Origin of the sequence: Pseudomonas sp. 43mfcvi1.1 (genome assembly GCF_900115935.1) — a bacterium.
In the GTDB taxonomy this organism is placed as follows: Bacteria; Pseudomonadota; Gammaproteobacteria; order Pseudomonadales; family Pseudomonadaceae; genus Aquipseudomonas; species Aquipseudomonas bijieensis.
Genome location: NZ_UETT01000022.1, coordinates 23,384 through 44,120, shown reverse-complemented (window position 1 = coordinate 44,120; position 20,737 = coordinate 23,384). Strand labels below are relative to the sequence as shown.

General features: G+C 62.3%; 20 protein-coding genes. 14 read left to right on the top strand and 6 right to left on the bottom strand.

From position 1 onward, the window contains the following. The first annotated feature begins 47 nt into the window (after positions 1-47). From DTP52_RS29640 to DTP52_RS29600, 9 genes are all read left to right on the top strand, one after another. Positions 48-506 carry a VOC family protein gene (locus DTP52_RS29640; RefSeq protein WP_109756506.1) on the top strand — a complete coding sequence of 153 codons (459 nt, stop codon included), beginning with the start codon at positions 48-50 and terminating at the stop codon, positions 504-506. A gap of 218 nt (positions 507-724) precedes the next feature. Beyond that, entirely contained in the window at positions 725-1,939 is a 1,215-nt protein-coding gene (locus tag DTP52_RS29635) for a PepSY domain-containing protein (protein ID WP_109756505.1), read from the top strand. Further along, positions 1,918-2,478 carry a thiamine pyrophosphate-binding protein gene (locus tag DTP52_RS29630; RefSeq protein ID WP_370873827.1) on the top strand — a complete coding sequence of 187 codons (561 nt, stop codon included), beginning with the start codon at positions 1,918-1,920 and terminating at the stop codon, positions 2,476-2,478. The genes DTP52_RS29635 and DTP52_RS29630 overlap by 22 nt, the downstream gene beginning before the upstream one ends. Continuing rightward, positions 2,475-2,801, top strand: coding sequence for a hypothetical protein (locus DTP52_RS29625; RefSeq protein ID WP_109756503.1), 327 nt, complete (start codon positions 2,475-2,477; stop codon positions 2,799-2,801). The genes DTP52_RS29630 and DTP52_RS29625 overlap by 4 nt, the downstream gene beginning before the upstream one ends. After that, complete coding sequence (locus DTP52_RS29620) at positions 2,798-3,373, top strand: DUF6162 family protein (protein ID WP_109756502.1); 576 nt, start codon at positions 2,798-2,800, stop codon at positions 3,371-3,373. Before DTP52_RS29625 ends, DTP52_RS29620 begins: the two co-directional genes overlap by 4 nt. 35 nt (positions 3,374-3,408) lie before the next feature. Then, positions 3,409-4,338 (top strand): metal ABC transporter substrate-binding protein, encoded by a 930-nt coding sequence (locus DTP52_RS29615; RefSeq protein ID WP_109756501.1) that lies wholly within the window; start codon positions 3,409-3,411, stop codon positions 4,336-4,338. After that, complete coding sequence (locus tag DTP52_RS29610; protein ID WP_109756500.1) at positions 4,335-5,087, top strand: metal ABC transporter ATP-binding protein; 753 nt, start codon at positions 4,335-4,337, stop codon at positions 5,085-5,087. The genes DTP52_RS29615 and DTP52_RS29610 overlap by 4 nt, the downstream gene beginning before the upstream one ends. Then, positions 5,087-5,986 (top strand): metal ABC transporter permease, encoded by a 900-nt coding sequence (locus tag DTP52_RS29605; protein WP_109756499.1) that lies wholly within the window; start codon positions 5,087-5,089, stop codon positions 5,984-5,986. Before DTP52_RS29610 ends, DTP52_RS29605 begins: the two co-directional genes overlap by 1 nt. Continuing rightward, positions 5,987-6,880, top strand: a complete 894-nt coding sequence (locus tag DTP52_RS29600; RefSeq protein ID WP_109756498.1) for a metal ABC transporter solute-binding protein, Zn/Mn family — start codon at positions 5,987-5,989, stop codon at positions 6,878-6,880. A gap of 255 nt (positions 6,881-7,135) precedes the next feature. Here the strand turns inward: DTP52_RS29600 and prpF are convergent, their stop codons facing one another. The 5 genes from prpF to DTP52_RS29570 form a co-directional block, all read right to left on the bottom strand. Next, positions 7,136-8,329 (bottom strand): 2-methylaconitate cis-trans isomerase PrpF, encoded by a 1,194-nt coding sequence (gene prpF / locus DTP52_RS29590; protein WP_109756496.1) that lies wholly within the window; start codon positions 8,327-8,329, stop codon positions 7,136-7,138. 42 nt (positions 8,330-8,371) lie between these two features. After that, on the bottom strand, positions 8,372-10,963 hold the full coding sequence (gene acnD / locus DTP52_RS29585; protein WP_109756495.1) for a Fe/S-dependent 2-methylisocitrate dehydratase AcnD: 2,592 nt from the start codon (positions 10,961-10,963) through the stop codon (positions 8,372-8,374). Between the two features lie 197 nt (positions 10,964-11,160). Continuing rightward, entirely contained in the window at positions 11,161-12,288 is a 1,128-nt protein-coding gene (gene prpC / locus DTP52_RS29580) for a 2-methylcitrate synthase (protein WP_109756494.1), read from the bottom strand. A gap of 42 nt (positions 12,289-12,330) precedes the next feature. Next, positions 12,331-13,221 carry a methylisocitrate lyase gene (gene prpB / locus DTP52_RS29575; RefSeq protein ID WP_109756493.1) on the bottom strand — a complete coding sequence of 297 codons (891 nt, stop codon included), beginning with the start codon at positions 13,219-13,221 and terminating at the stop codon, positions 12,331-12,333. Next, positions 13,218-13,931 carry a GntR family transcriptional regulator gene (locus DTP52_RS29570; protein WP_003204063.1) on the bottom strand — a complete coding sequence of 238 codons (714 nt, stop codon included), beginning with the start codon at positions 13,929-13,931 and terminating at the stop codon, positions 13,218-13,220. The genes prpB and DTP52_RS29570 overlap by 4 nt, the downstream gene beginning before the upstream one ends. Positions 13,932-14,213: 282 nt before the next feature. Here DTP52_RS29570 and DTP52_RS29565 point away from each other — a divergent pair, with 282 nt between their 5' ends. The 4 genes from DTP52_RS29565 (at position 14,214) to pabB (ending at position 18,779) form a co-directional block, all read left to right on the top strand. After that, entirely contained in the window at positions 14,214-14,750 is a 537-nt protein-coding gene (locus tag DTP52_RS29565; protein WP_003179569.1) for an ATP-dependent zinc protease, read from the top strand. A 5-nt stretch (positions 14,751-14,755) separates the two neighbouring features. Next, a complete protein-coding gene (locus DTP52_RS29560; RefSeq protein ID WP_109756492.1) occupies positions 14,756-16,288 on the top strand; it encodes an inactive transglutaminase family protein in 1,533 nt (510 codons plus the stop codon). Then, positions 16,288-17,274 (top strand): alpha-L-glutamate ligase-like protein, encoded by a 987-nt coding sequence (locus DTP52_RS29555; RefSeq protein ID WP_109756491.1) that lies wholly within the window; start codon positions 16,288-16,290, stop codon positions 17,272-17,274. Before DTP52_RS29560 ends, DTP52_RS29555 begins: the two co-directional genes overlap by 1 nt. Positions 17,275-17,435: 161 nt before the next feature. After that, on the top strand, positions 17,436-18,779 hold the full coding sequence (gene pabB / locus DTP52_RS29550) for an aminodeoxychorismate synthase component I (RefSeq protein ID WP_109756490.1): 1,344 nt from the start codon (positions 17,436-17,438) through the stop codon (positions 18,777-18,779). 258 nt (positions 18,780-19,037) lie between these two features. Here the strand turns inward: pabB and thrH are convergent, their stop codons facing one another. Continuing rightward, positions 19,038-19,655 (bottom strand): bifunctional phosphoserine phosphatase/homoserine phosphotransferase ThrH, encoded by a 618-nt coding sequence (thrH, locus tag DTP52_RS29545; RefSeq protein WP_109756489.1) that lies wholly within the window; start codon positions 19,653-19,655, stop codon positions 19,038-19,040. A gap of 174 nt (positions 19,656-19,829) precedes the next feature. Between thrH and DTP52_RS29540 the strand changes: the two genes are divergently transcribed. After that, positions 19,830-20,573 carry a phosphoadenylyl-sulfate reductase gene (locus DTP52_RS29540; protein ID WP_013693959.1) on the top strand — a complete coding sequence of 248 codons (744 nt, stop codon included), beginning with the start codon at positions 19,830-19,832 and terminating at the stop codon, positions 20,571-20,573. Positions 20,574-20,737: the final 164 nt, after the last annotated feature.

Here is a 20,737-nt window from a genome sequence, read left to right as displayed (position 1 = left end):
AAATCGACGAAGACTCTCTTCGCCTCCATAACAAAAGGAGAAACGTCATGGGCGTCAATGCCATTCCCGAAGGTTTCCATAACATCACGCCCTACCTGGGCATTCAAAAAGCTGCCGAAGCCATCGACTTCTACAAAAAGGCCTTCAATGCCACCGAGGTCATGCGCCTGGCCATGCCCGACGGGGGCATCGGGCACGCCGAGCTGCGGATCAACGGCTATCCGATCATGCTCGGCACGCCTTGCGATCAAGGCCCTCTGAGTAATCCGGACCAATCGCCATCGGTCGGCCTGCATCTCTACGTCGAGGACGTGGACAGCGCGTTTGCCCAGGCCATTGCCGCCGGTGGCACGGTGATTTCCGAGGTCAAGGACCAGTTCTACGGAGATCGCACCGGCACCCTGAAGGATCCCTATGGGCATCTGTGGTTCCTCGCGACGCACAAAGAGGACCTGAGCCAGGAACAGATCGAGCAACGGGCCAGGGAAATGTTTCAACAAGGCTGACCGTTCCTGTGGCCAGGGGCTTACTCCCTGGCCACAAAAGACACTGACACTAAACGCGAAACATTTTCTTTCATCTTCCCCTTCAGGATTGCGATCGCTCGTTCGTCTTAATTAGATGCAGCAGGCCGCGTCGGCAAAAGCCACGGTCCGCTTTTTTCGGTTCATGGTGTTGCGAAGCCCGTAATACGGAACCTTTCATCGAATCAAGACGTTCAATCATGTCGAAGAAATCCCGCTCCAAACTCTGGTTCCTGGTGCACAGCTGGCTGGCATTGCCCATCTGGTTTTTCGTGCTCATCGTCTGCGTAACCGGCACCCTGGCGGTGGTCAGCCAGGAGATCGTCTGGTTGGCCAACCCCGACATGCGGGCCAGCAAGCCCTCGGACGAAGCCCCGCTGCTCAGCTATGACCAGGTGATCGCCGCGATCAAGCAGGCCCAGCCGCAAACCCAGGTGCAAAGCATCATCCGCCCGGACGAGTCGCATTTTGCCCTGGAAGTCGGCGTGACCTACCCCGACGGACGCCCCGACACGGTCTACGTCAACCCGTACAGCGGCGTCATCCAGGGCTCGGCGCCGACATTCAACTTCCAGGCCTTCACCCGCGCCCTGCATGGCTGGTGGCTGGTGCCGTTCACCAACGGCTACAGTTGGGGCTGGTACCTGGTGTCGTTCCTGGGCCTGCCCTTGCTCGCGTCCCTGGTGACCGGGCTGGTGGTCTACAAGCGTTTCTGGAAAGGCTTCCTCCGTCCGACCTTGCGGATCCGTCATGGTGCACGGATTTTCTGGGGGGATTTCCACCGGCTCAGCGGTATCTGGTCAATCTGGTTCATCGCGGTCATCTCTGTCACCGGCACCTGGTTCCTGATCCAGGCCTTGCTGGGCGACAACCAGATCTCCATCTCCAGCGAACCGGTCATCCCGGTGGTGGCCCGTGAAAACGTGCCGTTGTCCGTCGATGGCCAGGCGCCGCCGCAGTTGAACCTGGACCGGGCCATCGAAATCGCCCAGCAACGCATCCCGGGACTGGAAGCGAGTTTCATCAGCCTGCCGGGCAATGCCTACAGCCATCTGGAAATCGGCGGCCGCGGTTGGTATCCATTGATGTTCCAGACCGCCACCATCAACCCCTACAACGGCGACGTGGCCGCCTCACGGTTGCTGTCGGACCGCACGACCCTGGAGTTTGTCACCGAATCCATGCGGCCCTTGCACACCGGGGACTTCGGCGGCCTCTGGATCAAGCTCATCTGGTTTTTCTTCGGTTTGCTCCTGAGCATGATGGTCCTCAGCGGGCTGCTGATCTGGACCAAACGCACGGCCCTGGCCACCGCCAATGCCTTCAAGCGTAGCCAGAAACCCAACCGGGGCGCCCGAATCGCCCAGGCACTGCAACCGTCCGTCCACCGCGAATCGTCGGAGGGCAGCCTGTGAACCCGTCCAATACCGTTTCATCGCCGTCGCGCCTGAGCCTGTTCTGGCATAAATGGCGCTTCCACCTCAACGTGTTGTTGCTGCTGATCCCCCTGGGGTTCATGCCCAAATACCTCTCCGAAGCGGCACTGTTCCGCGGTGATGCCGGGCTTGGCGAGCGGGACGTCGGCGAAGTCCAGGTCGGTCCCTGGAGCCTGCGCCTGGCGGAGTTTCGCAACGAAGCCCCACGCGTCCAAGGGCCTGCCGGGCCGATGAAGCACTTCAACGCCGCCCTGTGCCAAAGCTGTATCGGCCAGGTCAAGGCCACTTACCTGCGCATTGGCAAGCCCCGGAGCCTGCGGGCCGCCGGGGTGATTTTCTTCGGTTCGCCCTACCGCATGGGCGCCTTGTTGCCGGTCCCGCCAAAGACCCAGCCCGATGCCGAACTGTGGATAACCCTCGAGGGTTGGGACGGTTCGATGCATCAGGCCTCCATTCCCCTGAACCAGGCCTCCCCGGCCACCGTCGCCTGGCTGAAGCACCAAGGAGCCAAACCATGACCCTCCGCGCCTTATCCAAGGGCCTGGCGCTGCTGTTCTGCGCAGGCGCAAGCACCAGCGTCCTGGCCCACAACCCGATGTGCGAATGCAAGGCCATCGACGCCGAGCAGATCCAATGCACCGGTGGCTTTTCCGACGGCAGCGGCGCGCCCGGAGTGACGCTGGACGTGATCGGTTACGACGAGACCATCCTCGTCCCGGGCAAGCTCGGGGCCGACTCGAAGCTGACCTTCAAGAAACCCAACGCTGAATTCTACGTGCTCTTCGACGCCGGCCCCGGCCACGTGGTGGAAATCGACCAAGCCGACATCGAGGCCCCATGAACAACGCCACGACTCAAGTCATCCGCCCCGCCGGCGCGGGGCATGAAACCCTGTACGTGTTGCTGTTGTGCCTGGTCATCGTGCTGGTGGCCGGGGCCGTGGTGGCCTGGCATGGCAAAGCCGAAGACACCCCTCACCTGGCCTCGAACCAGCTCGACGCCCGCCGCGACCTCAGCGCCGCCGAACAAGGTATCTATGCCGACCTGCGGGTGACCCTGGATGAAATCCGCTTGTTGCGCGAAGACCAACACACCCTGCCCGCCCCCCAGGCCCTCGCTGAAGAAGGCTTCGCACCGTTCGCCCAGGACGCCAGTTCCGTCAGCCGCGGTGGCCACGCCTGGCAACAGCTGGAAGACCGGGCCTACATCGGCGCCAGCGCCAATCCGTCCGTGGCTGGTTCGTTTCTGATGCGCATCGGCGACACGTCCGACGCCGCCCCGGACATCTGGCTCAACCGCGGCACCGGCCTCGCGACGCCCACCGCGCTGGACGATGCGGCGTTGTCCGCCGCCGGCTGGCAACAGATCGTCGCGCAATTCGATGCCGGCGTAACCCGCCAGCACCGGCACTGACCCCACGCCCTCATTCGAGAGAAGACCGTTTGCCCATGCCTATTGCATCCCAACGCCGACCCTTGCTGCGCTTGCTGTTGATCGGCTTGCTGGCCTGCCTGTTCACCTCGCCGGTGAGCGCCGAAACAGCCAAGCGCCTGCGCATTGGCATCACCTTGCACCCGTATTACAGCTACGTGGCCAACATCGTCGGCGACAAGGCCGAAGTCGTGCCGCTGATCCCGGCCGGTTTCAACCCCCACGCCTATGAACCACGGGCCGAAGACATCAAGCGCATCAGCGGCCTCGATGTGATCGTGCTCAACGGCGTGGGTCACGACGATTTCGCCGACCGCATGATCGCCGCCAGCGAAACCCCGGACGTGAAGGTGATCGAGGCCAACGAAAACGTGCCCCTGCTCGCCGCCACCGGCACGGCGGCCCGAGGCGCGGGCAAGGTCGTGAACCCGCACACCTTCCTGTCCATCAGCGCCTCCATCGCCCAGGTCAATAACATCGCCCGGGAGTTGGGCAAGCTCGACCCGGACAACGCCAAGGCCTACACCCAGAACGCCCGCGCCTATGGCAAGCGCCTGCGGCAGATGCGCGCCGCCGCCCTGGCGAAGCTGACCCAGGCCCCCAATGCCCAATTGCGGGTCGCCACGGTGCACGCCGCCTACGACTACCTGCTGCGCGAATTCGGCCTGGAAGTGACCGCCGTGGTCGAACCGGCCCACGGCATCGAGCCGAGCCCCAGCCAGTTGAAGAAAACCATCGACCAACTGCGCGAGCTGGACGTGAAGGTGATCTTCTCGGAGATGGATTTTCCCTCCACCTACGTCGACACCATCCAACGTGAATCGGGCGTGAAGCTGTACCCGCTCTCGCACATTTCCTACGGCGACTACAGCGCGGAGAAGTACGAGAAGGAAATGGCCGGCAACCTCGACACCGTGGTCCGGGCGATCCAGGAGTCCGGCGCATGACCGTCCAGGAACCCCTCCCCCTGCGGCGCGTCGGCCCCTTGATCGAGTTCGCCGAGGTCAGCCTGAACCTGGGCCGCACCACCATTCTCGACAGCGTGGCATTTCAAGTGGAACCCGGCAGCGTCCATGCCCTGGTCGGCCCTAATGGCGGCGGCAAGAGTTCGCTGATCAAGACCTTGCTGGGGCAGATGCCGCACCAGGGACGCTTGAGCCTGCAATGGCCGGGCGAACCTGGAGTGATCGGCTACGTGCCCCAGGCGCTGGAGTTCGACCGAGGTCTGCCCATGACCGTGGACGATTTCATGGCGGCGATGTGTCAGCGACGACCGGCCTTCCTCGGCCTGAGCAAGCATTACGCCGACGCCATCGGCCAGGCTTTGGAACGGGTGGGCATGCAGGATAAACGCAAGCGGCGCATGGGCGCGCTGTCCGGCGGCGAGCGCCAGCGCGTGTTGCTGGCCCAGGGATTGATTCCTGCCCCGCAGTTGCTGGTGCTGGATGAACCGATGTCGGCCCTGGACGAGGCTGGCATCCAAGTGTTCGAACGGTTGCTGCAGGACTGGCGTCAAGCCGGGATCACCGTGCTGTGGATCGAACACGACCTGGAAGCCGTCGGGCGCCTGGCCGACCGTGTCACTGGCTTGAATCGTCGGGTGCTGTTCGACGGCCCGCCACGCCAGACCCTGACCCCGGAGCGCTTGCTGACGCTGTTTTCCACCCATCCACGCACGAACGGGAGCGCCGCCTGATGAGTTACGAAGCCTTTCGTTTGATGGTCCAGGGCTGGGCTTCGGCCGGTTACCTGCCCGAAGCACTGGCCTACGGGTTCGTGGTCAATGCGTTGCTGGCCGGGCTGTTGATCGGCCCGGTGCTGGGCGGCCTCGGCACGCTGGTGGTGGTCAAGCGCTTCGCGTTTTTCTCCGAGGCGGTGGGCCATGCGGCGCTGACCGGCGTGGCCATCGGCATCCTCCTTGGCGAACCCTACACCGGGCCTTACGGCAGCCTGTTCGGCTACTGCCTGCTGTTCGGCATCCTGCTCAATTACCTGCGCAACCGCACCGGCCTGGCGCCCGACACGCTGATCGGCGTCTTCCTGTCGGTGTCCCTGGCCCTGGGTGCCAGCCTGCTGTTGATCCTGGCCGGCAAGATCAATGTGCACATCCTGGAAAACGTCCTGTTCGGCTCGGTGCTGACGGTCAATGGCAATGACCTGCTGGTGCTGGCGGTGGTCGGCTCGCTGGTGATGGCCCTGGCCTTGCCGCTGTACAACCGCATCATGCTCGCCAGCTTCAACCCGCAATTGGCGGCGGTGCGCGGGGTGGCGGTCAAGACCCTGGACTACCTGTTCGTGGTCCTGGTGACGCTGATCACCGTGGCGGCGGTGAAAGTCATCGGCGCCATCCTGGTGGGCGCGTTGCTGGTGATTCCGGCAGCCGCGGCGCGCCTGCTCAGCCAATCGCTGAAAGGCTTTTTCTGGTGTTCAGTGCTGATCGCCACCGTCAGCACCTTGTGCGGGATTCTCGCGCCAATTGTGTTCGACCTGCCGATCCCGTCCGGTGCCGCGATCATCCTGGTGGCCGGCATCGCCTTCGCCCTGTCCGCCGTCGCCCGTGGCGTCGTCCCCAGCCTCAAAGGGAATCTTGGATAAATGGTTTTTTCATTGCGACAACTGACCCTGGCCGTAGCGCTGTGCAGCGTGGCCGTCACCTCGTCATTTGCCGGCGAAAAAGTGCGTCTGCTGGCATCGCTGCCGGTCACCTACGGATTGAGCGAAGCCTTGCTCAAGGGCACCGACGTCAGCCTGGAGCGAGCCGCCCCCGCCAATCTGCCCGGCACCCGCCAGAGCGCCTATTTCAGCGGTCGTGGTGCACCGGCCCTGAGCAAACTGGCCGGCGAGGCCGACGGGGTGATCGGCCTGCGCTCGCTATGGCCGGACGATCCGCTGTACCCCATGGCCCGCCGCAGCAATATTCGCATCGTCGAAGTCGACGCCGCCCGCCCGGTGGACGGCGCCCTGCCCGGGATTGCCGTGCAACCGGGCATGGCCGACGGCCTGGCGAGCCAGCCGTGGATGGCCAGCCATAACCTGGGACGCATGGCCGACGTGATCGCCGCCGACCTGGTGCGCCTGGCTCCAGCGGCCAAACCGAAAATCGATGCCAACCTGGCGGCCCTCAAGCAACGCCTGCTCAAACTCAGCGCCGACAGCGAAAAGCGGCTCGCCAGTGCCGACAACTTGAGCGTGGTCAGCCTGAGCGAACATTTCGGCTACCTGATCAGTGGACTCAATCTCGACGGGATCAGCACCGACGCCCGGCCCGACGCCGACTGGACAGCCGAAGCCCTCAAGCAATTGACCGCCATGTTGAAAGACAACAACGTGGCGCTGGTACTGCATCATCGCCAGCCTTCGGATGCCGTGAAGGCAGCCATTACCGAGAGTGGCAGCCGCTTGCTGGTGCTGAGCACCGACGCCGCTGACCCCGTGGCAGAGCTGGAAAATAATGTGGGATTGGTTGTCGCGGCACTGACAGGGGGCTGACTGCTGGAGTGCGATCCACTGTGGGAGCGGGCTTGCTCGCGAAAGCGGTGTGTCAGGCGACATCAATGCTGACTGTGCCGGCCTCATCGCGAGCAGGCTCGCTCCCACAAGGGATTTGCGGTGGACCCAGAACTCAAACCCATCTCAGATTAATTTGTGGAGCCGAGCTTGCTCGCGATTGCGGTGGATCAGCTTGCATCAATGTTGAATGTTTGACCGCTTTCGCGAGCAAGCCCGCTCCCACAGGTTTTTATGTCAGTTCAGGACATCCCCTGGCACCCGCACAAACCCTTCCATCAACACCCGTGCGCTGCGGCTCATGATGGCTTTGTTCACGGTCCATTCGCCATTTACCTGGCTGGCCTCGGCACCGACGCGCAAGGTGCCGGACGGGTGACCGAAACGTACGGCGTTGCGTTCGATACCGCCAGCCGCCAGGTTCACCAAGGTGCCGGAAATCGCTGCAGCCGTGCCGATGGCGACCGCCGCGGTGCCCATCATGGCGTGGTGCAGTTTGCCCATCGACAGGGCACGTACCAACAAGTCGACATCCCCAGCCGCCACGGCTTTTCCGCTGGATGAAATGTAATCCGCCGGCGGTGCGACAAACGCCACTTTCGGCGTGTGCTGACGCTGGGCGGCTTCGTCCAGGTGTTTGATCAAGCCCATGCGCAAGGCGCCGTGGGCACGGATGGTTTCGAACATCGCCAGCGCCTTCGGATCGCCGTTGATCGCGCCCTGCAACTCAGTGCCGGTGTAACCGACGTCCCGGGCATTGATGAAAATAGTCGGGATCCCGGCGTTGATCAGGGTCGCCTTGAAGGTGCCGATGCCAGGCACCTCAAGGTCGTCCACCAGGTTGCCGGTGGGGAACATCGAGCCACCCCCGCCCTCCTCCTCGGCCGCCGGGTCCAGGAATTCCAATTGCACTTCAGCCGCCGGAAAGGTCACGCCGTCGAGTTCGAAGTCACCGGTTTCCTGCACCGCGCCGTCGGTGATCGGCACATGGGCAATGATGGTCTTGCTGATGTTGGCTTGCCAGATCCGCACCACGGCCACGCCGTTTCTCGGGATGCGAGCGGTGTCCACCAAACCACTGCTGATAGCGAACGAACCGACCGCCGCCGAGAGGTTGCCGCAGTTGCCGCTCCAGTCCACGAACGGCTTGTCGATGGACACCTGACCGAACAGGTAATCGACATCGTGATCGGCCCGAGTGCTCTTGGACAGGATCACCGTCTTGCTGGTGCTGGACGTCGCGCCGCCCATGCCATCGATCTGCTTCTCGTACGGGTCGGGGCTGCCGATCACCCGCAGCAACAGGGCATCCCGGGCCGGGCCGGGGACGCGGGCCGCTTCGGGCAGGTCCTGCAAGCTGAAGAACACGCCTTTACTGGTGCCGCCACGCATGTAGGTAGCGGGTATTCTGATTTGCGCTGCGTGAGCCATGATGCTCCTCAAGCGGACACGCAAGGTGTCCGCAGCTGTGATTTAGACGGCAACCGCCGATTCAAGGAAGTCCTGGGCAAAGCGTTGCAGCACGCCACCGGCTTCGTAGATCGACACTTCTTCAGCAGTGTCGAGGCGGCAGGTCACCGGCACCTCGACACGCTCGCCGTTCTTGCGAGTGATGACCAGGGTCAGCGTCGCCCGCGGAGTGCGCTCGCCGATCACGTCATAGACTTCACTGCCGTCGATGCCCAAGGTCTTGCGGTTGGTGCCAGGCTTGAACTCCAGCGGCAACACGCCCATGCCCACCAGGTTGGTGCGATGGATACGCTCAAAGCCTTCGGCGGCAATCGCCTCGACACCCGCCAGGCGCACTCCCTTGGCCGCCCAGTCCCGGGATGAACCCTGGCCATAGTCGGCACCGGCAATGATGATCAGCGGTTGCTTGCGCTCCATGTAGGTCTCGATGGCTTCCCACATGCGCATGACCTTGCCTTCGGGCTCGACCTGGGCCAGGGAGCCCTGCTTGACCTTGCCGTTTTCCTGGACCATTTCGTTGAACAGTTTCGGGTTGGCGAAGGTCGCGCGTTGCGCGGTCAGGTGGTCGCCGCGGTGGGTCGCGTAGGAGTTGAAGTCCTCCTCCGGCAGGCCCATTTTCGCCAGGTATTCGCCGGCGGCGCTGTCCAGCATGATGGCGTTGGACGGCGACAGGTGGTCGGTGGTGATGTTGTCCGGCAGCACCGCCAGCGGACGCATGCCCTTGAGCGGCCGCGCGCCGGCCAGCGCCCCTTCCCAGTAGGGAGGGCGACGGATGTAGGTGCTTTCTGGACGCCAGTCGTACAGCGGCGTGACTTTCGGCCCGGTGTCCTCCTGGATGGCGAACATCGGGATGTACACCTGGCGGAACTGCTCCGGTTTCACCGAAGCCTTGACCACCGCGTCGATTTCTTCGTCGCTCGGCCAGATGTCCTTGAGGCGGATTTCCCGACCGTCCACCACGCCCAGTACATCTTTCTCGATGTCGAAGCGGATGGTCCCGGCGATCGCGTAGGCGACCACCAGTGGCGGCGAGGCAAGGAACGCCTGCTTGGCATACGGATGGATACGTCCGTCGAAGTTGCGGTTGCCCGACAACACGGCGGTGGCGTACAGGTCGCGGTCGATGATTTCCTGTTGGATCACCGGGTCCAGCGCACCGGACATGCCGTTGCAAGTGGTGCAAGCGAACGCCACCACGCCGAAGCCCAGCTTTTCGAGCTCGGACGTCAAGCCCGCTTCATCCAGGTACAGCGCCACGGTTTTCGAACCCGGCGCCAGGGACGACTTGACCCACGGCTTGCGGGCCAGCCCCAGGCGATTGGCGTTGCGCGCCAGCAGGCCGGCAGCGATCACGTTGCGCGGGTTACTGGTGTTGGTGCAACTGGTGATGGCCGCGATGATCACGGCGCCGTCGGGCATTTGCCCGGGCACATCGTCCCACTGGCCGGAGATACCTTTGGCGGCCAGATCCGACACCGCGACGCGGGCGTGAGGGTTGCTCGGGCCTGCCATGTTGCGCACCACCGAGGACAAATCGAAGGTCAAGCCACGCTCGTATTGCGCGCCCTTGAGCGTGTCGGCCCACAGGCCTGTCTGCTTGGCGTAGGTCTCGACCAGTTGCACCTGCTGGTCTTCGCGACCGGTGAGCTTCAGGTAATCGATGGTTTGCTGATCGATGTAGAACATCGCCGCCGTGGCGCCGTATTCCGGGGCCATGTTGGAGATAGTCGCGCGATCGCCCAAGGTCAGGGCACTGGCACCTTCGCCGAAAAATTCCAGCCAGGCACCGACGACTTTTTGCTTGCGCAGGAATTCGGTCAGTGCCAGCACCATGTCCGTGGCGGTGATGCCCGGCTGCAGTTTGCCAGTCAGCTCGACGCCGATGATTTCCGGCAGGCGCATCCACGAAGCGCGACCGAGCATGACGCTTTCGGCTTCCAGGCCGCCGACGCCGATGGCGATCACGCCCAAAGCATCGACGTGGGGCGTGTGGCTGTCGGTGCCCACGCAGGTATCGGGAAATGCCACGCCGTCACGCTGTTGGATCACCGGGGACATTTTTTCCAGGTTGATCTGGTGCATGATCCCGTTGCCCGGCGGAATCACGTCGACGTTCTTGAAGGCTTTCTTGGTCCAGTTGATGAAGTGGAAGCGGTCTTCGTTGCGCCGGTCTTCGATGGCGCGGTTCTTGGCGAAGGCCTGGGGATCGAAACCAGCGCTTTCCACCGCCAGGGAGTGGTCGACGATCAGTTGGGTCGGCACCACCGGGTTGACCTGTGCCGGGTCGCCGCCCTGCAAAGCGATGGCGTCGCGCAGGCCCGCCAGGTCCACCAGCGCGGTCTGGCCGAGGATGTCATGGCACACCACCCGCGCCGGGAACCAGGGGAAGTCCAGGTCGCGCTTGCGCTCGATCAGTTGCAACAGCGATTCACGCAGCGTGGCCGGGTCGCAGCGACGCACCAGGTTTTCCGCCAGCACGCGAGAGGTGTATGGCAGGCTATCGTAGGCGCCGGGCCGAATGGCCTCCACGGCCCCGCGAACGTCGAAATAATCCAGCGAAGTGCCGGGTAGCGGTTTGCGAAATTCTGTGTTCATCGTCAGGACTCGGGTCACGGTGGTTTCAGAAGGGTTGGCGCAGCGACTGAAGTAACCTGTTCTCTTGTGGGAGCGAGCCTGCTCGCGATTGCGGTGTGTCGGTCAACATTTATGCTGCTGACCCGACGCCATCGCGAGCAGGCTCGCTCCCACAGGTTTTTGGGTTTGTCCGGTACCTGCGGCTAGAACCCTCCAGCTCAGCGTCGTTCGATTGGCACGAACTTGCGCTGTTCGACGCCGGTGTATTCGGCGCTCGGTCGGATGATGCGGTTGTTGGCGCGTTGTTCGAATACGTGGGCGGCCCAGCCGGTCAGGCGCGAGCAGACGAAGATCGGCGTGAACAGCTTGGTCGGGATGCCCATGAAGTGGTACGCCGAGGCATGGTAGAAATCGGCGTTGGGGAACAGCTTCTTCTGCTCCCACATGGTCTTGTCGATAGCCTCGGAGACCGGGAACAGCACCGTGTCGCCCACTTCGTCGGCGAGTTTCTTCGACCAACCCTTGATCACCTCGTTGCGCGGGTCGTTGTCCTTATAGATCGCGTGGCCGAAGCCCATGATCTTGTCCTTGCGCGCGAGCATGCCGAGGGTGCCTTCGATGGCTTCCTGCGGCGAGCTGAAACGCTCGATCATTTCCATTGCCGCTTCGTTGGCGCCGCCGTGCAGCGGACCGCGCAGCGAACCGATGGCGGCGGTGATGCAGGAAAACAGGTCCGACAGAGTGGAGGCGCAGACCCGGGCAGTGAAGGTCGAGGCGTTGAACTCGTGCTCGGCGTAGAGGATCAGCGAGACGTTCATCACCTTGACGTGCAACTCGCTCGGCTGCTTGCCATGCAGCAGGTGCAGGAAATGGCCGCCGATGGAAGTTTCGTCGGTCACGCATTCGATGCGCTGGCCTTGGTGGCTGAAGCGATACCAGTAGCACATGATCGCCGGGAACGCGGCCAGCAAGCGATCGGTCTTGTCGTGTTGCTCGGAAAAGTCCTTCTCAGGTTCCAGGTTGCCCAAAAACGAGCAGCCGGTGCGCATCACGTCCATCGGGTGGGCGTCGGCGGGAATGCGCTCCAACACTTCTTTCAGGGCTTGGGGCAAGTCCCGCAGTTGGCTCAATTTGCGCGTATAGGCATCCAGTTGGGCCTGGGTCGGCAGCTCACCGTACAACAGCAGGTAGGCGACTTCTTCAAACTGCGCGTCCGCCGCCAGGTCGCGAACGTCGTAGCCGCGATAGGTCAGGCCCGCGCCCGATTGGCCCACGGTGGACAATGCGGTTTGCCCGGCCACCTGGCCACGGAGCCCGGCGCCACTGAGTACTTTTGCTTCGGCCATTTGCTGTCTCCATTTTCTTGAATTTATTGGGGGAGTCGCGCCTTACTTCTTCGCCGCGAACAACGCATCGAGCTTCTGCTCGAAGGTGTGGTAGTCGATGCGATCATAAAGCTCCATGCGCGTTTGCATGGTGTCGATGACATTCTGTTGCGTGCCGTCGCGGCGGATCGCGGTGTAGACGTTCTCGGCTGCCTTGTTCATGGCGCGGAACGCCGACAGCGGGTACAGCACCAGGGACACATCGGCACCGGCCAGCTGTTCGGTGGTGTACAGCGGAGTCGCGCCGAATTCAGTGATGTTGGCCAGGATCGGCGCTTTCACGCGGCTGGCGAACAGCTTGTACATATCAAGCTCGGTGATGGCTTCGGGGAAAATCATGTCGGCACCGGCCTCGATGCACGCGGCGGCGCGGTCCAGGGCCGACTCCAAGCCTTCCACGGCCAGGGCGTCGGTACGCGCCATGATTACAAAACTGTCATCGGTGCGGGCATCGACGGCGGCCTTGATGCGGTCGACCATCTCCTGCTGCGAGACGATTTCCTTGTTCGGACGATGGCCGCAACGCTTGGCGCCGACCTGGTCTTCGATATGGATGGCCGCCGCGCCGAACTTGATCATCGATTTGACCGTACGGGCCACGTTGAACGCCGAGGAACCGAAACCGGTGTCCACGTCCACCAGCAACGGCAGGTCGCAGACATCGGTGATACGGCGCACATCGGTCAGCACGTCATCCAGGCCGGTGATGCCCAGGTCCGGCACGCCGAGGGAACCGGCCGCCACGCCGCCACCCGACAGGTAGATCGCCTTGAAACCGGCGCGTTTGGCCAGCAGCGCGTGGTTGGCGTTGATTGTGCCCACCACTTGCAGCGGATGCTCATTGGCGACCGCATCGCGGAAACGCTGGCCTGGCGTGCTCTTGCTGGAACTCATGACTCACCTCGTTCAGTGGCGGCGCTGTCCTGGAAATGACGCGCGATATTGCGTTTGGAGGCGCCGATGTGCCGGCGCATCAATAATTCAGCCAGTTCGCCGTCACGGTCGGCGATGGCATCGAGAATCCGATGGTGCTCGGCAAAGGCCTGGCGTGGACGGTTGGGCGTGGTGGAAAACTGGATGCGGTACATACGCACCAGTTGGTACAGCTCACCGCACAGCATTTGCGTCAGGGTGCGGTTGCCGCTGCCCTGGATGATCCGGTAATGAAAGTCGAAATCGCCTTCCTGCTGGTAATAGCCGACACCGGCCTGGAACGCCGCATCGCGCTCGTGGGTCTCCAGGACCCGGCGCAGTTCGTCGATTTCTTCCAACGTCATGCGCTCAGCCGCCAAACGGCAGGCCATGCCTTCGAGGGACTCACGGATTTCATAGAGTTCCAGCAGCTCGGCGTGGCTCAAGGACACCACCCGGGCGCCGACGTGAGGCACGCGCACCAGCAGGCGCTGGCCCTCCAGGCGATGGATCGCCTCGCGCAGCGGACCGCGGCTGATGCCGTAGGTACGCGCCAGCTCGGGCTCGGAGATCTTGCTGCCGGGGGCGATCTCGCCTTTGACGATGGCGGCCTGGATACGCCGGAAGACGTTCTCGGACAGGGTCTCCGAGTCGTCCTGGGCCATCACCGGGGTTTCGAGCTGATCGAGCATATTGTCGACACCTTGAAAATCAATAAGGCAAAAACTATCCAATAGCAGCGTAAACGTCAAAACAAAAATCAACATTGTCGACAATCGTCTAATAAGCGCCCTGGCGATAACCCTTCTGCATGAAGACTCGTAGCGTCCGGCCAGCGGTGGCGTCAGAAAACCACCGTGCTAGAATGCCGCCGCTATTCGCCGCTCTCTTTTATATAGGGAAGGCTATTGAAGGAGCTTGTGCAGTAATGCCAGGGCCTGAACCGATAAACGGAACGCTGCGCACCAGGATCTATGACACTCAAGCCCTTATCTGCCGCTCTTTATTTCATGTGCCTGCCGGGGCTTGCCGCGGCGGGTGAAAAAACCGTGTACGGCCTCAACGAATACGCCGCCCTGCAAGGCATCGACCTGGAGGTCGCCGCCAAGCTCGACACCGGCGCCAAGACCGCCTCCCTCAGCGCCCGTGATATCAAGCGCTTCAAGCGCAATGGCGAATCCTGGGTGCGCTTTTACCTGGCCATCGACGCGGCCCACTCGCACCCCATCGAACGTCCGTTGGCCCGCGTCAGCAAGATCAAGCGTCGCGCCGGCGACTACGACCCGGAAGAAGGCAAGAAGTACACGGCCCGTCCAGTCATCGAACTGGACATCTGCATGGGCTCGGCCCTGCGCAGCATCGAAGTGAACCTGACCGACCGTAGCGCCTTCCAATACCCGTTGCTGATCGGTTCCGAGGCGCTCAAGCGCTTCGATGCGCTGGTCGACCCCAGTCTTAAATACGCTGCCGGCAAACCCGCCTGCGCCAATGCCGCTCAAACCGCAGAGTAATTCCAATGCGCTCCCTTACCCTCCATCTGAAAATGCTGATCGCCATCCTGGTGGTGCTGGGCCTGTCGGTGACGGCCTATCAGATTTTCGTGCTCGGCATCCCGGTCACCGAAGACGCCACCGACGACTTGTGGAACATCGACGCCAAGGTCGAGTTCGTGCCCAACGCCAAGGATCCGGTCAAGATCCAGATGTTCGTGCCGCCCCTGAGCCGCGACTACGTCAGCCTCAACGAGAGTTTCATCTCCAATAACTACGGTGTGGCGGTGAACCGGGTCGACGGTAACCGCAAGGTGACGTGGTCGGCCCGTCGGGCCAAGGGCAACCAGACCCTTTATTACCGTTTGGTGCTGACCAAGCGCTACAGCGCCGAGAAAACCAAGGTCAAGGGCCCGACCTTCCGCGACAGCATCGCCGTCGAAGGCCCGGAAAAACTGGCCGCCGAAGCCCTGCTCGCACCGATCCGCCAACATTCGGCCGACGTCGAGACGTTCATCAGCGAAGCGATCAAGCGGGTCAACAACCTCAACGACGACAACGTCAAGCTGCTGCTGGCCGGCGATCCGTCTTCGGCCAACAAGGCCCGTATCGTCGAATTGGTGCTGTCCATCGCCCACGTGCCGGTGGAAAAGGTCCATACCATTCGCCTGGTGGCCGACCAACCGCAGGCACCGGAACTGTGGCTGCGCAGTTTCAACGGCACCGACTGGCTGTATTTCAACCCGGACTCCGGCGAACAGGGCCTGCCCACCGACCGCCTGTTGTGGTGGACCGGCGATGAAAACCTGATCACCGTCGATGGCGGCAAGAAAGCCACCGTCACCTTCAGCATGAACAACAGCGAAATGAACGCCATTCGCCTGGCCAAGCTGACGGACGAGAACACCGACGCCAACTTTCTCGAATACTCGCTGTACGGTCTGCCGCTGCAAACCCAGCAGACGTTCATGATCATGGTGATGATCCCGATCGGCGTGCTGGTGATTCTGATATTGCGCAACCTGATCGGCCTGCAAACCCTGGGCACCTTTACTCCGGTACTGATCGCCCTGGCCTTCCGCGAAACTCAACTGGGCTTCGGGATCATCCTGTTCACGGTGATCACCACGCTGGGCCTGTCGCTGCGTTCGTACCTGGAGCACCTCAAGCTGCAAATGCTGCCAAGGCTCTCGGTGGTGCTGACGTTCGTGGTGGTGCTGATCGCCGCCATCAGCCTGTTCAGTCATAAGCTGGGCCTGGAGCGCGGCCTGTCGGTGGCGCTGTTCCCTATGGTGATCCTGACCATGACCATCGAGCGCCTGTCCATCACCTGGGAAGAGCGCGGCGCCGGCCACGCGATGAAAGTCGCCATCGGCACCTTGTTCGCCGCGTCCCTGGCGCACCTGATCATGAGCGTGCCGGAGCTGGTGTACTTCGTGTTCACCTTCCCGGCGGTCCTGTTGATCCTGGTGGGCTTCATGCTGGCCATGGGGCGTTATCGCGGCTACCGCCTGACCGAGCTGGTCCGGTTCAAGGCCTTCCTCAAGGCAGACTCCTGATGTTCGGTTTCTGGAAGACCTGGAAGGCCCTGGAAGCCCGGGGCATTATGGGCATCAACCGGCGTAATGCCGACTACGTGCTCAAGTACAACAAGCGCAGCCTGTACCCCATCGTCGATGACAAGATCATCACCAAGGAACGGGCCATCGCCGCCGGCATTCATGTGCCGGAGCTGTACGGGGTGATCTCCACCGAGAAGGAAATCGACAAGCTCGACGAGATCATCGGCGGGCGCACCGACTTCGTGATCAAGCCGGCCCAGGGCGCTGGTGGCGACGGCATCATCGTCATCGCCGACCGCTTCGAAGGCCGCTATCGCACGGTGTCCGGCAAGATCATCAGCCATGAGGAAATCGAGCACCATGTCTCCAGTATCCTCACCGGCCTGTACTCCTTGGGCGGGCACCGAGACCGGGCGCTGATCGAGTACCGCGTGACGCCGGACCAGATCTTCAAGAGCATCAGCTACGAAGGCGTGCCGGACATCCGCATCATCGTGCTGATGGGCTATCCGGTGATGGCCATGCTGCGCTTGCCGACCCGTCAGTCCGGCGGCAAGGCCAACCTGCACCAAGGCGCCATCGGCGTGGGCGTCGACCTCGCCACCGGCCTGACCCTGCGCGGTACCTGGCTGAACAACATCATCACCAAACACCCCGACACCACCAACGCGGTGGACGGCGTGCAACTGCCCTACTGGGACGGTTTCATGAAACTGGCCGCCGGTTGCTATGAACTGTGCGGGCTGGGCTACATCGGCGTGGACATGGTGCTGGACCAGGAAAAAGGTCCGTTGATCCTGGAACTGAACGCTCGCCCCGGCCTGAACATCCAGATCGCCAACGACTGCGGCCTGACTCTGCGCACCCATGCGGTGGAAGCGCACCTGGAAGAACTCAAGGCCCGGGGTGTCGAGGAAACCGTGGAAGAACGCGTAGCGTTCGCCCAGGCATTGTTTGGGCATATTCCGCCGATTGAGGGTTGAAGTCTCCTGTGGCAAGGGGATAAGTCCCCTTGCCACAGGGTGTTCACACTCCAATACTTTTGATGGCCCCATACTTACCCATCTCCGACATCCCTCTAGGAGCAAATCCTACAGAGGGATTACAATCGCCACCCCGCCTGAACGGCCGACCCGCCCCGCCCATGCCAACCTGCTCCGTACACCCGCTGCCCTACCGCGCCAACCCCGCCGAGTATTTCGCGGCGATCCGTCACGCTCCTGGCAGCGTCATGCTCGACAGCGGCCGGCCGAGTGCCGAGCGCGGACGTTACGACCTGCTCAGTGCCTGGCCGCTGGAGCAACTGGCAGTGTTGCCCGACGAGAGCGGTAGCGATTTCCTGCAACGCCTGCGCATTCAGCTGACGCAACTGGGCGACGCGGTACTACCGACCACGGTGCAATTGCCCTTCGCCGGCGGCCTGATCGGCTACTTGAGCTACGACTTCGGCCGACACCTCGAAGCCCTGCCGTCCCACGCCAAGGACGACCTGCAACTGCCCGATGCGCGTTTCGGTGTGTACGACTGGGCGCTGGTCAGCGATCACCAGGCCGGTACCAGCCAATTGGTCTTCCACCCCCATTGTGGCGAAGGCGAGCGTCAGCGCCTGATCGCGCTGTTCAGCCAGCCGACAACGGCGTGCGCTGACGTCTTCAATCTTCAAGGCCCGATGACGCCCGACCTCAGCGCCGAGGCCTATCGACAGGCGTTCGAACGGATCCAGGCGTATATCCAGGCCGGCGACTGCTACCAGGTCAACTTTGCCCAGCGCTTTCGCGCGCCCTGCCAGGGTGATGCCTGGGCCGCCTACCAGGCGCTGCGCGCAGCTTGCCCGACGCCGTTTTCCGGCTTCCAGAGCCTACCCGATGGCGGCGCGGTGCTGAGCCTGTCCCCCGAACGCTTCGTCAAGATCAGCGAAGGCCAGGTGGAAACCCGACCGATCAAAGGCACCCGGCCCCGCGGCACAACGCCCGCGGAAGACGCGGCCCACGCCGCCGAGCTGCTGGCCAGCCCCAAGGACCGGGCGGAAAACCTGATGATCGTCGACCTGCTGCGCAACGACCTGGGCCGCACCTGCCGCATCGGCTCGGTGCGGGTGCCGGAGTTATTCAGCCTGGAAAGCTACCCGAACGTGCATCACCTGGTCAGCAGCGTGACCGGCGAACTGGCTGTGGATAAGGACGCCCTGGACCTGATCGCCGGCAGCTTCCCCGGTGGCTCGATCACCGGCGCGCCGAAAATCCGTGCCATGCAGATCATCGACGAGCTCGAACCGACCCGTCGCGGACTGTATTGCGGCTCGTTGCTGTACCTGGACGTACGCGGGGAAATGGACAGCTCCATCGCTATCCGCAGTTTGCTGGTCAAGGATGGACAGGTGTGTTGCTGGGGCGGTGGCGGGATTGTCGCAGACTCGGATTGGCAGGCCGAATATCAGGAGTCGATTACCAAGGTTCGGGTGTTGCTTGAGACCTTGCAGAACCTCTAAAAGCATCGCGGGCAAGCCTTGCTCCCACAGGGGGTATAGCGCCAGTCTGTGGGAGCAAGGCTTGCCCGCGATGACAGTGTGTCAGTCGACATCAATGCCGGCTGGACCACCGCCTTCGCGAGCAAGCCCGCTCCCACAGGGGGTATAGCGCCAGTCTGTGGGAGCAAGGCTTGCCCGCGATGACAGTGTGTCAGTCAACATCAATGCCGGCTGGACCACCGCCTTCGCGAGCAAGCCCGCTCCCACAGGGGATTGGGTTTACAGACTGAGGCTGCGGTTCGAAGCCTTGAGGAATTCCTGCTTCAATTCGGCAAAGCTGTGCACCGCCGGGAACTGCGGGAACTCACGGATCACATTCTCTGGCGCATGGAACAGAATCCCGGCGTCGGCTTCACCCAGCATCGTGGTGTCGTTGTAGGAATCCCCCGCCGCAATCACCCGGTAGTACAGGCTCTTGAAAGCCAGAACCGACTGGCGCTTGGGATCTTTCTGACGCAGTTGATAACCGGTCACCCGCCCACTGTCATCGGTAATCAGCCGATGGCAGAGCAATGTCGGGAAGCCCAACTGGCGCATCAACGGCTGGGAAAATTCGTAGAACGTGTCGGAAAGAATCACCACCTGAAAGCGTTCGCGCAGCCAGTCGACGAATTCGATGGCGCCGTCCAGCGGCTTGAGGGTGGCGATGACTTCCTGGATGTCGGAGAGCTTGAGGCCGTGCTCATCGAGGATACGCAAGCGTTGCTTCATCAGCACGTCATAGTCGGGAATGTCCCGAGTGGTCGCCCTGAGGGACTCAATACCGGTTTTTTCGGCGAAGGCGATCCAGATCTCCGGGACCAGCACACCTTCCAGGTCGAGACAGGCAATTTCCACAAGACACTCCCACTTTTTTTGATGTTTATCGGTTGAGCGAACAAAAGGCCTGCCGACTCTAGCCATTCGCCGAAGTCCGCGCAACGCAGAGGAACGCGCCAGCCCCGACAGCTTTTGTTACCATCAGCCCCATATAGAGCGCCCAGCGCCACCGACCTGTAGGAAACCGCCCTGATGAGCCCATCGTTTGATGTCGTGGAACTCGCCACGACCTATGCCAACAAGTCCCCGCAGGACATCCTCAAGCTGGCCTTCGCCGAATTCGGCGACGAGCTGTGGATATCTTTCAGCGGCGCCGAAGACGTGGTGCTGGTGGACATGGCCTGGAAACTGAACAAGAACGTCAAGGTGTTCAGCCTCGACACCGGCCGCCTGCACCCGGAAACCTATCGTTTCATCGATCAGGTACGCGAGCACTACAAGATCGACATCGAACTGGTCTCGCCGGACTACACGAAACTTGAACCCTTCGTGAAGGAAAAAGGCCTGTTCAGCTTCTACAAGGATGGTCATGGCGAGTGCTGCGGCATCCGCAAGATCGAACCGTTGCGACGCAAACTGACCGATGTCCGTGCCTGGGCCACCGGCCAGCGCCGCGACCAGAGCCCCGGCACCCGCAGCCAGGTGGCGGTGTTGGAAATCGACACGGCGTTCTCCACCCCCGAGCGCACCCTGTACAAGTTCAACCCGCTGTCGCAGATGACCAGCGAAGAAGTCTGGGGCTACATCCGCATGCTGGAGCTGCCTTACAACAGCCTGCATGAACGCGGCTTCATCAGCATCGGCTGCGAGCCCTGCACCCGCCCGGTGCTGCCAAACCAGCACGAGCGCGAAGGCCGCTGGTGGTGGGAAGAAGCCACGCAGAAAGAATGCGGGCTGCATGCCGGGAACATCATCGCCAAATCCAAGACCGTCTGAGCCTCTCACCCTGTACACAAAAATGTCACTACAAGTGGCATTCTTGTGTGCACTTATATCGTTTATGCCCCGAAAGGTTACACACACCTTCCCGCCTCGCCTGCCCATCCAACCCTACTGGCGTTCGCCAAAAAATAAATACCTGTTTAAACGGTCAGTTTTAA

What these genes read in the sequence shown, in the direction of transcription:
- DTP52_RS29640 (WP_109756506.1), top strand. Translation starts at nt 48, where the DNA reads ATGGGCGTCAATGCCATTCCCGAAGGTTTCCATAACATCACGCCCTAC.
- DTP52_RS29635 (WP_109756505.1), top strand. Translation starts at nt 725, where the DNA reads ATGTCGAAGAAATCCCGCTCCAAACTCTGGTTCCTGGTGCACAGCTGG.
- DTP52_RS29625 (WP_109756503.1), top strand. Translation starts at nt 2,475, where the DNA reads ATGACCCTCCGCGCCTTATCCAAGGGCCTGGCGCTGCTGTTCTGCGCA.
- DTP52_RS29620 (WP_109756502.1), top strand. Translation starts at nt 2,798, where the DNA reads ATGAACAACGCCACGACTCAAGTCATCCGCCCCGCCGGCGCGGGGCAT.
- DTP52_RS29615 (WP_109756501.1), top strand. Translation starts at nt 3,409, where the DNA reads ATGCCTATTGCATCCCAACGCCGACCCTTGCTGCGCTTGCTGTTGATC.
- DTP52_RS29610 (WP_109756500.1), top strand. Translation starts at nt 4,335, where the DNA reads ATGACCGTCCAGGAACCCCTCCCCCTGCGGCGCGTCGGCCCCTTGATC.
- DTP52_RS29605 (WP_109756499.1), top strand. Translation starts at nt 5,087, where the DNA reads ATGAGTTACGAAGCCTTTCGTTTGATGGTCCAGGGCTGGGCTTCGGCC.
- DTP52_RS29600 (WP_109756498.1), top strand. Translation starts at nt 5,987, where the DNA reads ATGGTTTTTTCATTGCGACAACTGACCCTGGCCGTAGCGCTGTGCAGC.
- prpF (WP_109756496.1), bottom strand. Translation starts at nt 8,329, where the DNA reads ATGGCTCACGCAGCGCAAATCAGAATACCCGCTACCTACATGCGTGGC.
- acnD (WP_109756495.1), bottom strand. Translation starts at nt 10,963, where the DNA reads ATGAACACAGAATTTCGCAAACCGCTACCCGGCACTTCGCTGGATTAT.
- prpC (WP_109756494.1), bottom strand. Translation starts at nt 12,288, where the DNA reads ATGGCCGAAGCAAAAGTACTCAGTGGCGCCGGGCTCCGTGGCCAGGTG.
- prpB (WP_109756493.1), bottom strand. Translation starts at nt 13,221, where the DNA reads ATGAGTTCCAGCAAGAGCACGCCAGGCCAGCGTTTCCGCGATGCGGTC.
- DTP52_RS29570 (WP_003204063.1), bottom strand. Translation starts at nt 13,931, where the DNA reads ATGCTCGATCAGCTCGAAACCCCGGTGATGGCCCAGGACGACTCGGAG.
- DTP52_RS29565 (WP_003179569.1), top strand. Translation starts at nt 14,214, where the DNA reads ATGACACTCAAGCCCTTATCTGCCGCTCTTTATTTCATGTGCCTGCCG.
- DTP52_RS29560 (WP_109756492.1), top strand. Translation starts at nt 14,756, where the DNA reads ATGCGCTCCCTTACCCTCCATCTGAAAATGCTGATCGCCATCCTGGTG.
- DTP52_RS29555 (WP_109756491.1), top strand. Translation starts at nt 16,288, where the DNA reads ATGTTCGGTTTCTGGAAGACCTGGAAGGCCCTGGAAGCCCGGGGCATT.
- pabB (WP_109756490.1), top strand. Translation starts at nt 17,436, where the DNA reads ATGCCAACCTGCTCCGTACACCCGCTGCCCTACCGCGCCAACCCCGCC.
- DTP52_RS29540 (WP_013693959.1), top strand. Translation starts at nt 19,830, where the DNA reads ATGAGCCCATCGTTTGATGTCGTGGAACTCGCCACGACCTATGCCAAC.